Genomic DNA, 15830 nt, shown 5'->3' with positions numbered 1-15830 from the left:
GCGATGGGATCCAGCCCCTGGGGTCCGTGACCCGTTCGGGCCATTGACCCCCGAGATCGGGCCCCGCGATTGTCTGGTGCCACCCGACCCAAGGACACCTCATGCGCCTGCGACGCGTGCTCGCCGCTCCCGCCCTCGCCCTTCTCTCGCTCACGATCGCAGCCGGTCCGGCCGTCGCCGGGAAGCCCGGCACCTGGACCAAGCTCGACTCCGGGGCGAGGACCGATGTCGCCGCGGAGCCGACCCTCGCGCGCAGCAGCAACGGCACGCTCCACGTCGCCTTCCCGCAGCACGGCAGCACGAGCTACTCGACGGTCCACGTGCCCGTCTCCACGGCGGGGGCGAAGGGGACGGCGTCCACCGTCGTGTCGGGCTGGTCCTCGATGACCTTCGACCCCGTCCTCGAGCTCGACCGGACGCGCGGGTACGACCTCTATCTCCCTGCGCTCGCGGGGACGAGCGGCCCCTTGGCGAACGGCAACCTGGTCGATGCGTACTCGCAGAACGCCACGTCGTGGGCGATCATGGGCGGCGCCACGACGCCCCTCTACTACAGCGCCCAGGGCGCGTCCCTCGACGAAGGGCTCGATGTCGCCACGCTGTCCGGCGGGGAGACCGTCTCGGCCTACACGACGGGAAGCAACACGATCCACGTCCTGGTGGACCACAGCACCGACTACGCGGTCGCCGACACCCTGACCATCACCAGGTCGCCGGCCAGCGTCCAGGTGCTCGATCCGGCGCTCGTGACCTCGGGCAGCACCGTCCGCCTGGTCTGGTTCCAGTGGGGCAGCGGCACCGACGGCGTCTACACCGCGCAGGTCTACCCGGTACCGTCCTCCGTCACCGTCACGAAGGCGCCCGGCTCGAGCACGAAGTACGACGGCAAGCAGCAGGCCGTCTCGCCCGACACCCCGGGCCGTACGCCGCTCGTCGCGCGGGCCGGCGGCGGGGTCTACACCGCCTACTGCGTCGGCTACCCGTCGTGCGCCCACATCGCGCTCTGGAGGGTCGGCGCGACGAAGGCGGTCACCGTGCCCGGCTCGAAGAACGCCATGCACGTCGCCCTGTCCCCCGGGCCGGGCGGCCGGCTGTGGCTGAGCTGGTACGACTACAGCAGCGGCGGCCACATCAAGGCCGTACGCACCAACGCCGCCGCCACGAGGTTCGGGCCGGTGCGCACGATCGCGCTGCCGAAGGGGAACTCGCCGTACGCGCTCCAGGTCGACGGCTCCCGCACCGTCGTCGCCGCGCCCGCCGACATCGTGGTCAACACCGGCGCGTCCACGTCGGCGCCGGGCTCGAAGGGTGTCTTCCACACGCAGGTCCTGGCGGGGCTCACCCTCAAGGCCGCCCCGACCAGCTGGAGGCACACGACGGCGAAGAGGGTCGTCTTCACCGTCGCCGACGCGGGAGCCGCGGTGAAGGGAGCCGTCGTCAAGGCGGCCGGGAGGAAATGCACGACCAGCACCCACGGCACCTGCGCGCTGACCTTCCCCAAGACACGGGCCAAGGGCACGTTCAAGGCGACCGTCACGAAGAGCGGGTACGCCGGAGCGAGCCTCACCCTGAAGCGGACGTAGCACCCGGGACCAGAACTCTTGCCATCCTGTAGCGCAGCCGAAACAACCACCGGTCAGAGTGCCTCCATGAGCATCGTCGACGCACCCCTCGCAGACCGCGACTACGGCGAGAAGGTCACCGCTGTCGAGCCCGGCGGGGTGGAGTTCATCCCGCTGTCAGAGCGGCACGGCAACCCGATCCAGCTGCTGTGGACCTGGTCGTCCCCCAACTTCGAGTTCGCCACCGTCTTCGTCGGGATCCTCGGGACCTGGGCGTTCGGGCTGACGTTCGGGCAGGCGACGCTCGCGATCGTCCTCGGCACCGCGCTCGGCTGCATCACCCACGCGATCCTCTCCGCGGAGGGGCCGAGCGTCGGTCTGCCGCAGATGGTCGCGGGCCGCTCGGCGTTCGGATTCGTCGGCAACTTCCTGCCCTCCGCGGTCAACGCGGTCGCCGGCGGCATCGGCTGGTTCGCGGTCAACAGCGTCAGCGGCGCCCTCGCGCTCGCGGCCCTCACCGACCTGCCGAACCTGCTCTGCCTGCTGATCATCGTGGTGGTCCAGGTGGCCGTCGCCTTCCTCGGCCACAACCTCGTGCACGCGTGGGAGCGCTACGCCTTCCCGGTCCTCGGGCTGATCTTCCTGATCGCCTCGGTCATCATCTTCAGCAAGGCCGACTTCGGCGCGTCGACCGGCGGAGGCGGCTTCGCCGGCTTCACCCTGATGACCTCCGCCTGCTTCGGGTACGCCGCCGGCTGGAACCCGTACGCCGCCGACTACACCCGCTACTTCGCGCCCGACACGAGCAAGCTCAAGACCGGCCTGTACGCCGCGCTCGGCGTCTTCGTCTCCTGCGTGCTCCTGCTGCTGGCCGGCGCCGCCGCCGTCAGCGTCATGGACCCCGACGTCCTCGCCGCCAACCCGACCGCGGCCTTCACCGAGGTGCTCCCGACGGCGATGGAGAAGCTCACCCTGCTGGCGATCGCGATCGGCGCCGTGAGCGCGAACGCGATCAACATCTACTCCGGCGCGATCTCGCTGATGGCGCTCGAGATCAAGATCCCGAGCCACATCGCCCGCGCCGTCGTGGCCCTGGTCTTCGGCGTGGTCGGGTTCTTCGTGGCGTGGAGCGGGCTGCACGACGCCGGCGCGAAGTACGAGGACTTCCTGCTGATCATCGCGTACTGGATCGCCGCCTGGCTCGGCGTCGTACTCACCGACCTGTACCTCCGCCGCGGCACCCGGATCGAGGGCGCCCTGGTCACCCGCGGCTACACCAACTGGGCGGGACCGATCGCGTTCGTGGTCGGCGCGGTCGGCTCGGTCGTGCTCTTCTCGAACCAGGAGAAGTTCGTCGGCGCCATCGCCAAGCACTCCTCGGTCGGGGACCTCACGCCGCTGGTCGGCTTCGTGATCGCGGCCGCGCTGTACGCCGTCCTCTTCAAGCCGCTCGCCGGCACCGTCCCCGCAGCCCCGGCGGAGATCCCGTCCGAGGCCTGATGCTCACACCGGAGCAGATGCTCGCCGTCGCCGTCGAGGAGGCGCGCCAAGGCCTGGCCGAGGGCGGGATCCCGATCGGCGGCGCTCTGATCGCCGCCGACGGCGAGACCGTCCTCGGCCGCGGCCACAACCGGCGGGTCCAGTACGACGACCCGTCGATCCACGGGGAGACCGACGCGTTCCGCAACGCCGGCCGGCAGCGCACCTACCGCGGCACCACGATGGTCACCACGCTGTCTCCGTGCTGGTACTGCTCCGGCCTCGTCCGGCAGTTCGGCATCTCGAAGGTCGTCATCGGCGAGGCCACCACGTTCCACGGCGGCCACGACTGGCTGGCCGAGAACGGCGTCGAGGTCACCGTCCTCGAGGATCCTGCGTGCATCGCGATGATGACCGACTTCATCCGCGACCACCCCGACCTCTGGAACGAGGACATCGGGGCCGACTGACTCAGCCGGGACCGACTCAGCCGGGATGGACGATCCGGTTCATCTCGAAGTGCATCGGGTCGGTGTAGTGCCAGACGCCGCCCCAGGTGAATCCCCACTTCTGGAAGATGGCGACCACCTGGCGGTTCATCTGGCCGGCCGTGCCGCGGGCGTTCTCGCTCGCGTTGAGGTCGATCGCCAGACCGAAGGCGTGGTTGGAGAGCGACGAGGTGCCGGCGATGAACCGCGGGTTGTAGCAGCCGTTGTAGGCATGGATCGTGCCGGCCAGGCCCTGCTCCTCGACCTCCTGCAGCGCGGCGCGCAGCTGCGGGATCATCAGCCTGTTGCAGGTGACCGTCCCGATGATCGGCACCTGCGCCTGCACGATGTGGGCGCTGACCCAGGCCGGGTCCGGCGCGATCCGGCCGCCGCCGAGGGCGCGGTAGGTGTAGTGGCCGACCGCGTCGGCGACCGAGCCGACGACGTACGCCGTCTGGGTGGCGTGGATGTCGAGGCCAGCCCGGGCGACGATGTCGAGCCGCTGGACGGAGACGTCCTTGCCGACGACCTTCTGGACCGGCTTAACGACGCGGTCGGGCGCGGTGTCGGTGGTGGAGATGATGAGCGCGTTCTGCGGCGCCATCCCCATCTCCGCGCCCCACTTCTCGTTCACGACGAGGGCGTCCTCGAGCCCCGGCACCTGCTGCAGGTAGGCGCCGAGGTGGATCGCCGGCGCGCCCTTCTCCGAGCCCATCGTCACGTAGCCGTCGGCGCTGGGCACCACCCTCTTCTTCCGGGTCAGGTCGACGGCCACCTCGCCGCCGGCGACCCGCTGCCAGACGTCGTCGGAGTCCGCGCTCTGCAGCGGCGTGTAGTCGCGGTAGGTGGCCGGGTCGACGGCGGCGACCTTGACCAGCCGGTCCTCGATGGAGACCTGGGCGAGCGAGATCGGCTCGACGCCGCTCACCCCGCGGACCTTCTCGATCCGCTTCAGCACCGAGTCCGGCAGGGACTTCTGCGACCAGACCAGGAGGTCCGCGGAGAGCAGGTCGCCGGTGCGCGGGCCCGGCATGGGTACGGCGTGGGACGGGTCGGCCACGGGAACGGTCGGCGACGGGCTGGATGCGCCGCTCGACGCCGTCCCCGAGGCGGACGCGGACGCCGACGCCGAGCCCGAGGCGACGGTCGCGTCGCCGGAGGGGTCGGCCGACGGCGTGCCCCCGCAGGCTGTGAGCACAGCGGTGAGCACCAGCGTCAGCACGAGCCCGAGCACCAGCCCGAGCACGCCGGCCGCGGGCCCGGCGTACCTCACCCCATGTGACTGCATCGGACCTCCCCGGCCCCAAGGTTAGGACAGGGCGGCCGGGGCGGGGTCAGTGCCAGGTGACGGCGGCGACGTCGCGCCAGTCGCCGGCGGGCGTCTCGGGGGGCGCGCCGCGGTTCCAGAGCCGCAGGTAGAGCTCGACCGCGGTGCCGGTGAGGAGCCAGTCGGAGTCGTCGATCGGGCCGGTGCGTCGGGTGGTCCGGGCGGGCCGCGGACCGATCGAGACCTCCCACCACGAGGTGCTGTCGTCGGGGGCGACGACGAGGGTCTGCTCGTCGTCGGAGCGGAGCCGCTCGCGGCGTCGGGTCAGGAAGCCGCCGAGCAGCTCGTCGATGCCGTCGATGGCGAGGTCGGTCCCGATCCAGGTCGTGTCGGCCGCCTCCGGCGCGCGGCCGAGGGCGGCCGCCTGGGCGTCGACGGCGTGGATCGTGGTCTCGTGGCACTGCCGTCGGGCCCAGAACGCCCGCGGCGGCGGCGCGTCGTTGAGGAAGACCAGTGCCTCGGCGTCGGCGGGCAGCCGGCACAGCGTCCGGGTCAGCTCGGCGGCCCCGGCCGACAGCCAGTCGAGCGGGTCGGTCTCGGCGCGGCCCTCCTTCTCCCAGCGGTCGGCGTCGTCGACCCGCTCGCCGCGGGCCAGCGCCGTCGCCCAGCGGTGGATCATGCCCTGGTGGGCGACCAGGTCCCGCACCGACCAGCCCGGGCAGGTGGGTACGCCGGCGTCGAGGCCGGCCCGGTCGGCGTACCTCACGAAGGCCGGCATCGCCGTCGCCAGTCCGGCGACGTGGCGCTCGAAGGCGAGCTCGGTGGGCATGGCGCCAGCATCCCAGCCGCGACGCGCGGCGTCCTCTGGTTATCGGCCGGCGGACCGGTGGGTCAGGATGGGCCCATGACGGACAGCCTCCCCTTCGGGATCGACTTCGGCGGCACCGGCATCAAGGGCGCGCCGATCGACCTCACGACCGGCGAGTTCGCCGAGGAGCGGGTGCGCATCCGGACGCCCGCCAAGTCGGTGCCCGGGGCCATCGCGAAGATCTTCGTCGAGCTGCTCGACCACTTCCCCGACTGCGACGGCCCGGTGGGCGTCACGGTCCCGGGGATCGTCCACCACGGCGTCGTACGCTCAGCCGCCAACATCGACAAGTCGTGGAAGGGCACCGACGCCGACAAGCTCTTCACCGAGGCCACCGGACGCGACGTCCACGTCGTCAACGACGCCGACGCGGCCGGCCTCGCCGAGGTGACGTACGGCGCCGCCAAGGGCCGCAAGGGCCTCGTCATCCTCACCACGCTCGGCACCGGGATCGGCACCGCGCTGCTGTACGACGGCGTACTGGTGCCCAACTCCGAGCTCGGCCACCTCGAGATCGACGGCCACGACGCCGAGACCCGGGCCGCCAACTCCGCCCGCGAGCGCGAGGAGCTCTCGTGGAAGGACTGGGCGAAGCGGCTGCGGAAGTACTACCGCACCCTCGAGAAGCTCTTCTCCCCCGACCTCTTCATCGTCGGCGGCGGGATCTCCAAGGAGTCCGCCCAGTTCCTCCCGCTGCTCGACCTCGACACCGAGATCGTCCCCGCCACGCTGCTCAACACCGCCGGTGCCGTCGGCGCCGCGTTGTACGCCGTCGAGCACGCGCGGGGGTAGGGGTCGGGGGTCGCGGGTCGTCGCGGGTTTTCCCCGGCTGGCAGGGGAAATCCGATGTTGTGGGGTGTCATTTCAGCCCACAAGGTCAGGTTTCCCCGGCCGACCGGGGAAACCCGACGGCCGACCGGGGAAACCCGACGGGGCGACCTCACCCCTCCCAAGCCTCCCCCCACCGCGCGCCGAAGGCGACCTGGGAGAGCGGCTTGCGGACGCGCTCGCGCTGCTCGCGCTCGGCGTCGCGGGGATCGACGTCGGCGGGGTTGCCGCGGACGCCGATGGCGATGCCGGTCATGACCTGCCACCACTCGGGCACGCCGAGCTCGGCGGCGACGGCGTCGTGGTCGAAGCCGGCGAACTGGTGGGAGGCGAGCCCCATGGCGGCCGCCTGGACGGTGAGGTGGGCGGCGGCCTGGCCGAGGTCGTAGTAGGAGTACGTCGGCCACTTCGGCCCGTTGCCCTCGGAGTCGGGCGCGACCTGGGCGACCGTGATGAAGACCGCCGACGCGCGCGGCACCCAGCCGGAGTTGCCGCGCGAGAGGTGCTTGACCAGCACCTCGTGGGCGGCCGACCCGCGGGTGGCGACGACGAAGGCCCACGGCTGGCTGTTGCCGGCGCTCGGCGCCCACTGGGCCGCCTTGAGCAGGACACTGATCTCGCCGTCGTCGAGCGCGTGGGAGTCGTCGAAGACGCTCACGCTCCACCTGTCGCGCAGGTAGTCGGTGAGCTCCTCGGCACCGGGCATGGGGGCACGCTGCAGATCGGTCATGTCCCCATTGTTCACGCCACCCGTGGCCCGAGCTGGGGGTGGCTTGCCAGGTGGTCGAACGGGCTACCGTGACAGGCGATGAGGATCGCAGTCACCGGAGCGACCGGGAATGTCGGCACTGCCGTCGTACGCGCCCTCCGCGAGCGCGGCCACGAGGTCATCGGCCTCGCCCGCCGGCCGCCGCGTCCGCTGACCGGCTCTCCGCCTACGTACGCCGGCGTGGAGTGGCACAGCGTCGACCTGACCCGGCCCCCGGGGTCGGTGCTGCGGCGCGCCTTCCGCGGCGCGGACGCCGTGGCCCACCTGGCGTGGGGCTTCCAGCCGACCCGTGACGAGGCGTACCTCGAGCGGCTCGGGGTCGGGGGCACCCGCGAGGTGCTCGCCGCCGCGGCCGACGCCGGGGTGCGCCAGGTGGTGCACCAGTCGTCGATGGGCGCGTACTCCGCGGGCACCGGCGCCGTGGACGAGTCGTACCCGACCGGTGGCATCCCGTCCTCGGCGTACTCCCGCCACAAGGTGGCCGCCGAGCGCCTCCTCGACACCTTCCACGACGAGCACCCGCAGGTCGTCCTCACGCGGATGCGGCCGGTGCTGATCGGGCAGCGCGCCGCCGCCTCGGGGATGCTGCGCTACGTGCTGCCGGCGGTGGTGCCGGCGAGCGCGATCAGGCTGGCGAAGATCGTGCCGCTCGACCGCGACCTGCGGCTGCAGCTGGTCCACGCCGACGACGTGGCCGACGCCTATGTGCGCGCGATCGAGACCCGCACGGGCGGGCCGTTCAACCTCGCGGCGCCGCCGGTGATCACGCCGCCCGACATCGCCGAGGTGCTCGGCGCCCGGCACGTCCACCTGCCCTTCAAGGTCCTCCGCGCCGCGGCGGACGCGAGCTGGCGGCTCCACCTGCAGTCGGTCGACGCGGGCTGGCTCGACATGGCGTGGCAGCTGCCGCAGCTGGACGCACAGCGCGCCGCCGTCCATCTCGGATGGCAGCCGCGGAGGGACGGGCTCGCTGTCCTCCGCGAGCTGGTCGCCGGGATCCGGGAGAACGCCCACGGCGACACCGCGGTCCTCCGCCGGCGCAGCGTCGCCGAGGGCGTCGCCAAGGCGCTCACCGGGCACTCCGGCGCCCGCCGCGAGCGGCCCTGAACCGCCCGGCCCTGAACCGGGTCAGACGTCGACGGTGCCGCCCGTGCGCCAGTACACGCCCGCCTCGCGGGAGAGGAAGCCGTTCTCGACGAGACAGCGCCGCAGGAGGGCGTAGTCGTCGTGGTACTTCAGGAGGGTCTGGTTGACCTCCAGCTCCGGGTACTTGATCCCGGGCTCGAAAGCCTGGGCGACGTGGTCGAGGACGAGCAGCAGCTTGCTGTGCTTGCTCGGCATGGTGTGCAGACGCCCCTGCGGCGTGAAGAACCTGTCCAGCACTTCCATGTCACCCATGCTGCCCCGGCCGACCGACGGACCGAAGACATTTCGCCCCGGTGGGTCGCCGTTGTCCCGAGTCTTCGGTACGACGGCGCGCGGCCGGGTCACGCCAGATAGCGACCGGGACGGTGGTTGAAGGCGAGCACGATGTTGAGCACCACCGCACCGACGGCGGAGAGCAGCATGGTGGAGAGCGGCACGACCAGCGCCGAACAGACGACCACGAGGACGTCGAGCCCCATCTGCACGTAGCCCGCGCGCAGCCCGAGCTTCTCCTGCATCAGCAGCGCGAAGATGTTGAAGCCGCCGAGGCTGGCGCCGTGCCGGAACAGCACGAGGAGCCCGACGCCGGCGAGGAGGTTGCCGAGGACGACGCCGTACATCGTGTCCACGTGGCCGAGGTCGAGCGCCTCCGCGTGCAGGCTGCTGAGCAGCGAGACGGCGACGACGCAGGCCAGCGACTTCGCCGTGAACGGGATCCCCTTCTTCCACACCGCGAGCCCGAAGAAGGGCAGGTTGACCGCCACGAAGAGGACGCCGAACGGCAGGCCCCACCAGTAGCTGAGCAGCAGCGAGAGGCCCGCCGTACCGCCCGTGACGGCGCCGACGCTCTTGATCAGGAAGATCCCGAGCGAGGAGACCAGGACGCCTGTCACGAGCCCCAGCACGTCCTCCAGCGGGGTGTGCGGGACCTTGACCTGCTCGACGGTCTCGGTGACGGGCGCTGACACAGCCGGATTTTCTCAACCCGCCGCCGGGGCCGCCGAATCGTCGGCTACGTGAGCGCGCGCACGATCTCCTCGACCTTGTCCTTCGCGTCGCCGAAGAGCATCTGGGTGTTCTCGCGGAAGAACAGCGGGTTCTGTACGCCGGCGTACCCGGCCGCCATCGACCGCTTGAAGACGATCACGTTCTTGGCCTCCCAGACCCGCAGCACGGGCATCCCGGCGATCGGCGAGCCGGGGTCCTCGGCGGCGGCCGGGTTGACGGTGTCGTTGGCGCCGATGACGAGGACGACGTCGGTGTCGGCGAGGTCGTCGTTGATCTCGTCCATCTCGAGGACGATGTCGTAGGGCACCTTGGCCTCGGCCAGCAGGACGTTCATGTGGCCGGGGAGCCGGCCGGCGACCGGGTGGATCCCGAACCGCACCTCGACGCCCTTGTCGCGCAGCTTCTGCGTGAGCGTGGCGACGGGGTACTGCGCCTGCGCCACCGCCATGCCGTAGCCCGGCGTGATCACCACCGACGAGGCCCCCGCGAGCAGGTCGGCGGCGTCGGCGGCGTTGATCTCGCGGTGCTCGCCGTAGTCCTCGTCACCGCCCGAGGACGCCTCGATCCCGAAGCCGCCCGCGATCACGGAGATGAACGAGCGGTTCATCGCCTGGCACATGATGTAGGACAGGTAGGCACCGGAGGAGCCGACCAGGGCGCCGGTGACGATGAGGACGTCGTTGTCGAGCAGGAAGCCGGACGCCGCCGCGGCCCAGCCGGAGTAGCTGTTGAGCATCGAGACCACGACCGGCATGTCGCCGCCGCCGATGCTCGCCACCAGGTGCCAGCCCAAGGCGAGCGCGACGACGGTGACCGCGACCAGCTCCCACAACTGCGGCTGGACCACGAACGCGACGGTGAGCGCGGCGAACACGACGAGCGCACCGACGTTGATGAGGTTCTTGCCCGGCAGCATCAGCGGCGCCGACTTCATCCTCGCCGCGAGCTTGAGGAACGCCACGATCGATCCGGTGAACGTCACCGCGCCGATGAAGATCCCGATGAAGACCTCGGCGTGGTGGATGCGCAGCAGCGACCCGGTGAGCACCTCGGTGCCGGCCGGCAGCCCGCGGGCGCGCTCGACCTCGAGGTAGCCGTTCCACCCCACCAACACCGCGGCCAAACCGACGAAGGAGTGCAGCAGCGCGATCAGCTGCGGGATCTCGGTCATCTGCACGATCCGGGCCCGCCACAGGCCGACCGCGGCGCCGACCAGGACCGCGACGATCAGCAGCACGATGCTCGTGCCGCCGCCTACGTTGACGAGCCGGTCGTCCGTCGTACGGTCGACGACCAGGGCGACCGTGGCGACCAGGGCGATGACCATGCCGGCCACGCCGTACGTCCAGCCCTGCTTGGCCGACTCGTGCTTCGAGAGGCCGGCGAGGGCGAGGATGAAGAGCAGGGCGGCGACGAGGTACGCCGCCGTGGCGATGGCGTCAGCGCTCACTATCAGTTCCCCCGGGTGAACATGGCGAGCATCCGACGGGTCACGAAGAAGCCTCCGAAGATGTTGATGGACGCGAGGAGCACGGCGACGGCCGCGAGGCCCTGGATGAGGTGGTCGCCCAGCTCGACCTGCAGCAGCGCGCCCACGACGATCACCCCGGAGATCGCGTTGGTGATCGACATCAGGGGCGTGTGCAGCGCGTGGTGGACGTTGCCGATGACGTAGTAGCCGATCACGATCGCCAGCGTCAGCACGGTGAAGTGCCGCGGGATCGGATCGGGCGCGAACGCGTTCACCAGGAAGAGCGCGGCGACGCCGAGGGCGATCAGGGCGTACTTCACCGTCGGTGAGAGCCGCTTCCTCTCCTTCTCCTCCGCGCCGCCGGCCGGACCCGTCGGGGCCGCGGCGGCTGGCGCCGTGCTGGATCCTGGGGCTGCCGCCGAGACCTTGACCGGCGGAGGCGGCCACAGGTTCTCGCCGTCCTTGACCACCGTGATGCCGCGCTGCACGACGTCGTCGAGGTCGAGCACGACCTGCCCGTCCTTGCCGGGAGTCAGCAGCTTCATCAGGTTGACCAGGTTGGTGCCGTAGAGCTGCGAGGCCTGGGTGGGCAGCCGGCCGGCGAGATCGGTGTAGCCGATGATCGTGACGCCGTGGTCGGTGACGATCTTCTGGTCGGCGACCGAGCCCTCGACGTTGCCGCCCTGGGCGGCGGCCATGTCCACGATGACCGAGCCCGGCTTCATCGACGCGACGTCCGCGGCGGTGATCAGCTTCGGCGCCGGACGGCCCGGGATCAGCGCGGTGGTGACGATGATGTCGACGTCGGCGGCCTGCTCGGAGTAGATCTGCGCGGCGCGGCGGTCGTACGCCTCGCTGGTCGCCGTGGCGTAGCCGGTGCCGGACTGCTCCTGCACCTCGTCGACGACCACCTCGAGGTAGTCCCCGCCCAGCGACTTCACCTGGTCGGCGACCTCGGGCCGCGGGTCGGTCGCGCGGACGACCGCTCCCAGCGACGAGGCGGCGCCGATGGCGGCCAGCCCGGCGACGCCGGCACCGGCGACCAGCACCTTCGCCGGCGGCACCTTGCCGGCCGCGGTGACCTGGCCGGTGAAGAACCGGCCGAACTCGTGGGCCGCCTCGATCACGGCGCGGTAGCCCGCGATGTTGGCCATCGAGGAGAGCACGTCCAAGGACTGCGCGCGGGAGATGCGCGGCACCGCGTCCATCGCCAGCGCGGTGATCGGCCGGGCGGCCAGCGCGTCGACGAGGTCGGGGTTGAGCGCCGGCGCGAGCAGCGAGACCAGGATCGCCCCGTCACGCAGCCGGCCGATCTCGTCGATCGTCGGCGCGTTGACCCGGAACACGACGTCGGCGCTCCAGGCCCCCTCCGCGGTCCCGATCCGCGCGCCGGCCTCGGCGTACGCCTCGTCGGCGAAGCTCGACAGCTCCCCGGCGCCGCTCTCGACCAGGACGTCGTAGCCCAGCCCGACCAGCTGCTTGACCGTCGCGGGCGTGGCCGCGACCCGGGTCTCTCCCCGCTTCGTCTCGCGCGTGACGCCGATGATCACCGTGCGGCTCCTTCGTCTGCCGATCTGCGTTCGCTCCGGTTCAGCCCGGCGGTGACCGGACAAGAGGGCAGCGTGCCAGTGACGGTCGCCTCGCGGAAGGGCAACCGCTGGGTGAGATAGTCCGCAGGCGGTGGAGGTGGTGGCCTGAGGACCGATGTGTTACCCGCGAGTAGCGGTGCGGGCCGGTCAGGGTCACGACCCGGGCCCTCCCCGATGTCCCGGGTCGCGCCGACCGCGATCCTCGGCCGTGAGCCGACCCAACGGGAGGATCCATGATGCGCAGGAGGCGAGCGGCGTGGGCCGCGGCGGCAGCTCTGATCGTGACGGCCGGAGTCGCGGCGGCGCCACCGGCATCCGCAGCGCCGGCGCACCACCACCTCGACCGACGCTCTCTCCAGGGCGGCCTGGACGGGATTGTGGCCGCGGGAGCGGTGGGCGCGGTGGCCGAGGTCCGCGACGGCCGCGACGCCTGGCGGGGATCCAGTGGACGCGCTCGCCTCGGCCGGCCCGAGCCGGTCGCTGTCGGGAGCCGGTTCCGGGCCGGGAGCATCACCAAGACCTTCGTCGCGACCGTCGTCCTTCAGCTCGTGGCCGAGGGCAGGGTTCGGCTCGCGGATCCGGTGTCCAGGTGGCTCCCCGGCGTCGTCCCCGGCGGTCGGCGGATCACCGTCCGGGACCTGCTCGGCCAGACCAGCGGCATCGCCGACTACCTCGAGACGCTCGTCCTGCCTCCCGATCCCGGGTTCCTCGCCGACAAGGACCGGACCTGGACGCCCGACGAGCTCATCGCGCGGGCGGGCGCCGAGCCGCCGACCTCCGGGCAGCCGGGCGAGGCCTTCTCCTACTCCAACACGAACTACCTCCTCCTCGGCGAGGTCATCGGGAGAGTCACCGGCCGCTCCTACTCCCAGGAGATCGAGCGCCGGATCATCCGCCCGCTCGGACTTCACGGCACCGCCCTGCCCGGGACGTCGGAGGAGATCGGCGGGCCCCATCCCCACGGCTACGTGCCGATCGAGGAGGACGGCGGGCGCCGGCTGGTCGACGTCACCTCCATGAACCCCTCGGTCATGGGAGCGAGCGGCGAGATCGTGTCCACGACGGCCGATCTCGACACCTTCTACGACGCGCTGCTCGGCGGACGCCTCCTGCCGCCGCGTCTTCTCGCCGAGATGACGACGCCGAGCGCTCCCGGCTCGCCGTACGGCCTGGGAGTCTTCGTGAAGAACACGGCGTGCGGCGTCCCGGTCTACGGCCACGACGGGGACGCGCTGGCCTACGAGTCGTGGTCCTACTCCACCCCGGACGGCCGGCGTCAGGTCACGATCGCCGTGACGCCCGACTTCCGTGCCGACCTCGACACCGTCGTGGACCGCTACCTCGACTCGGTCTTCTGCGGATAGCTCAGCCCTGCGGGTGCTCCCCGGCGTACGCGACGAACCAGTCGTACGCCTCGGGGTTGGCGAGCGCGTCGCGGGTGGCGACCTGGCTCGGGTCACCGCCCATGAAGAGCTTCTTGACCGGGACCTCGAGGATCTTGCCGGTGAGGGTGCGGGGTACGGCGGGGACCTGCTCGACCACGTCGGGGACGTGCCGCGGGGAGCACTCCTCGCGGACCCGGCGACGGATCTCGGCGACCATCTCGTCGGTGAGGTCGCGGCCCTCGTCGAGGACCACGAAGAGCGGCATCCGGGAGTCGCCGGAGGGGTCGTCCTTGGGAGGTACGTCGACGACGAGCGCGTCCACGACACCGTCGACCTTCAGCACGGCGGCGTAGATCTCGGCGGTGCCCATCCGGATGCCGCCACGGTTGATCGTCGCGTCGGAGCGGCCGTGGATGATCGCGGTGCCGCGGTCGGTGAGCTCGAGCCAGTCGCCGTGGCGCCAGACGCCGGGGAAGAACTCGAAGTAGGCCTCGCGGTAGCGCCGGCCGTCCGGGTCGTTCCAGAAGCCGACCGGCATCGACGGCATGGGCTTGGTGACGACCAGCTCGCCGACCTCGCCGACGACCGGCTCGCCGGCGGGGTTCCACGCCTCGACCGCGATGCCGAGGGAGCGGCACTGCAGCTCGCCGACGTACACCGAGAGGATCGGCGCCCCGCCCACGAACGCGGTGCAGACATCGGTGCCGCCCGAGGTGGAGAAGAGGTGGACGCCGTCGCCGAGCTTGTCGTAGACCCACTCGAATCCGGCTGGCGACAGCGGCGAGCCGGTCGAGCCGACCGCCCGCAGCGCGGAGAGGTCGCGGCGGCTCCCGTCGGGGCGTACGGCGGGGTCGACGCCCGCCTTCATCAGTCCGTGGATGTAGGCCGCGCTGGTGCCGAAGACGGTGATCCCGGCCTCCTCCGCGAAGTCCCACAGGACGCCCGGGTCGGGGTGGCCCGGGTTGCCGTCGTACATCACGATCCGGCTGCCGGCCAGCAGCCCCGAGACGAGGAAGTTCCACATCATCCAGCCGGTGGTGGTGAACCAGAAGAACCGGTCGTCCGGCGTGGTCCCGACCTGCCAGCCGAAGGTCTTGAGGTGCTCGATGAGGATCCCGCCGTGGCGGTGGACGATCGCCTTCGGCTTCCCCGAGGTGCCGCTGGAGTAGAGGATCCACAGCGGATGGTCGAACGGCACCCGCTCGAAGGCGAGCGGCTCGTCGGTGGGTCCGAATGCCTCGGCCCACGGCTCGCCGGGGAGCAGGTCGGCCCCGGGGTCGAGGTAGGGCAGGACCACGGTGCGCTTCACAGTGGGCAGCCCGGCCGAGAGCTCGGCGACGACCTCGCGCCGGTCGAAGTCCCGCCCGCCGTAGCGGTAGCCGTCGACCGCAAGCAGCACCGTCGGCTCGATCTGGTCGAACCTGTTGAGCACGGTCCCCGCCCCGAAGTCGGGCGAGCACGACGACCACACCGCGCCGAGCGAGGTGGTCGCGAGCATGGCGGCGAGGGTCTCGGGGATGTTGGGGAGGTACGCCGCCACCCGGTCGCCGCTGCCTACGCCGAGCCGGCGCAGCCCGGCCCGGACCCGGGCGGTCTCCTCCCGCAGCCGGCCCCAGGTCCAGGTGTCGGCGGGGCGCAGCTCGGAGGCGTGGTGGATCGCGATCTCGTCGTCGGCACCGGCTCGCCGGAAGGAGTGCTCGGGATAGGACAGGCGGACGTCGGGGAACCAGCGCGCGCCGGGCATGTCGGTCGACGCGAGCACGGGCGTCGGGTCACCGTCCGCGACCACCCCGAAGGTGTCCCACACCTCCCGCCAGAAGGCGGGCTGGTCGTCGACCGACCACCGCCAGAGCTCGTCGTACGACGAGAACGCGTGCCTGCGCATCAGAGCTGCCATCTCGGTCTGCTCGATCTGCTCCGGCGTCGGCGTCCACCGTGGCTCCATGCGGCACCTCTCCCTGCGATCCCCA

General features: G+C 71.5%; 14 protein-coding genes. 6 read left to right on the top strand and 8 right to left on the bottom strand.

The genetic code is table 11. The annotated features are described in order from the left end of the window. Positions 1-101 precede the first annotated feature (101 nt). The 3 genes from ABLE53_RS18125 (at position 102) to ABLE53_RS18115 (ending at position 3511) form a co-directional block, all read left to right on the top strand. Positions 102-1583 (top strand): hypothetical protein, encoded by a 1482-nt coding sequence (locus ABLE53_RS18125; protein WP_348860512.1) that lies wholly within the window; start codon positions 102-104, stop codon positions 1581-1583. Positions 1584-1649: 66 nt separating this feature from the next. Further along, positions 1650-3062, top strand: a complete 1413-nt coding sequence (locus ABLE53_RS18120) for a purine-cytosine permease family protein (RefSeq protein ID WP_348860511.1) — start codon at positions 1650-1652, stop codon at positions 3060-3062. Continuing rightward, a complete protein-coding gene (locus tag ABLE53_RS18115) occupies positions 3062-3511 on the top strand; it encodes a nucleoside deaminase (RefSeq protein WP_348860510.1) in 450 nt (149 codons plus the stop codon). The genes ABLE53_RS18120 and ABLE53_RS18115 overlap by 1 nt, the downstream gene beginning before the upstream one ends. Positions 3512-3527: 16 nt before the next feature. Here the strand turns inward: ABLE53_RS18115 and ABLE53_RS18110 are convergent, their stop codons facing one another. Both ABLE53_RS18110 and ABLE53_RS18105 read right to left on the bottom strand, forming a co-directional pair. Then, positions 3528-4817, bottom strand: coding sequence for a M15 family metallopeptidase (locus tag ABLE53_RS18110; protein ID WP_348860509.1), 1290 nt, complete (start codon positions 4815-4817; stop codon positions 3528-3530). A 46-nt stretch (positions 4818-4863) separates the two neighbouring features. Next, on the bottom strand, positions 4864-5625 hold the full coding sequence (locus ABLE53_RS18105; protein ID WP_348860508.1) for a maleylpyruvate isomerase family mycothiol-dependent enzyme: 762 nt from the start codon (positions 5623-5625) through the stop codon (positions 4864-4866). 75 nt (positions 5626-5700) lie between these two features. On the opposite strand from ABLE53_RS18105, the gene ppgK reads away from it, so the two are divergent. Then, positions 5701-6456 carry a polyphosphate--glucose phosphotransferase gene (gene ppgK, locus ABLE53_RS18100; RefSeq protein WP_348860507.1) on the top strand — a complete coding sequence of 252 codons (756 nt, stop codon included), beginning with the start codon at positions 5701-5703 and terminating at the stop codon, positions 6454-6456. Positions 6457-6604: 148 nt separating this feature from the next. Here ppgK and ABLE53_RS18095 read toward each other — a convergent pair whose 3' ends face one another. Beyond that, entirely contained in the window at positions 6605-7222 is a 618-nt protein-coding gene (locus ABLE53_RS18095; protein ID WP_348860506.1) for a nitroreductase family protein, read from the bottom strand. A 78-nt stretch (positions 7223-7300) separates the two neighbouring features. Here ABLE53_RS18095 and ABLE53_RS18090 point away from each other — a divergent pair, with 78 nt between their 5' ends. After that, positions 7301-8368: an NAD-dependent epimerase/dehydratase family protein gene (locus ABLE53_RS18090; RefSeq protein WP_348860505.1), complete on the top strand. Its 1068-nt coding sequence runs from the start codon at positions 7301-7303 to the stop codon at positions 8366-8368. A gap of 21 nt (positions 8369-8389) precedes the next feature. Here ABLE53_RS18090 and ABLE53_RS18085 read toward each other — a convergent pair whose 3' ends face one another. The 4 genes from ABLE53_RS18085 to ABLE53_RS18070 form a co-directional block, all read right to left on the bottom strand. Then, on the bottom strand, positions 8390-8650 hold the full coding sequence (locus ABLE53_RS18085; protein WP_348860504.1) for a DUF2087 domain-containing protein: 261 nt from the start codon (positions 8648-8650) through the stop codon (positions 8390-8392). Positions 8651-8748: 98 nt separating this feature from the next. Further along, complete coding sequence (locus ABLE53_RS18080) at positions 8749-9375, bottom strand: YitT family protein (RefSeq protein ID WP_348860503.1); 627 nt, start codon at positions 9373-9375, stop codon at positions 8749-8751. Positions 9376-9419: 44 nt separating this feature from the next. Further along, on the bottom strand, positions 9420-10865 hold the full coding sequence (gene pntB, locus ABLE53_RS18075) for a Re/Si-specific NAD(P)(+) transhydrogenase subunit beta (protein WP_348860502.1): 1446 nt from the start codon (positions 10863-10865) through the stop codon (positions 9420-9422). 2 nt (positions 10866-10867) lie between these two features. Continuing rightward, the gene (locus tag ABLE53_RS18070) at positions 10868-12436 is read right to left on the bottom strand and encodes a Re/Si-specific NAD(P)(+) transhydrogenase subunit alpha (RefSeq protein WP_348860501.1); all 1569 of its coding nucleotides are present in this window, start codon (positions 12434-12436) and stop codon (positions 10868-10870) included. 275 nt (positions 12437-12711) lie between these two features. On the opposite strand from ABLE53_RS18070, the gene ABLE53_RS18065 reads away from it, so the two are divergent. Continuing rightward, positions 12712-13839: a serine hydrolase domain-containing protein gene (locus ABLE53_RS18065; protein WP_348860500.1), complete on the top strand. Its 1128-nt coding sequence runs from the start codon at positions 12712-12714 to the stop codon at positions 13837-13839. 1 nt (position 13840) lies between these two features. Here the strand turns inward: ABLE53_RS18065 and ABLE53_RS18060 are convergent, their stop codons facing one another. After that, positions 13841-15805 (bottom strand): acetoacetate--CoA ligase, encoded by a 1965-nt coding sequence (locus ABLE53_RS18060; RefSeq protein WP_348860499.1) that lies wholly within the window; start codon positions 15803-15805, stop codon positions 13841-13843. Positions 15806-15830: the final 25 nt, after the last annotated feature.

Source organism: Nocardioides asiaticus (assembly GCF_040049175.1).
Taxonomy (GTDB): Bacteria; Actinomycetota; Actinomycetes; order Propionibacteriales; family Nocardioidaceae; genus Nocardioides; species Nocardioides cheoyonin.
The sequence above is the reverse complement of the archived record's forward strand: the minus strand, read 5'-3'. Positions and strand labels throughout refer to the sequence as shown.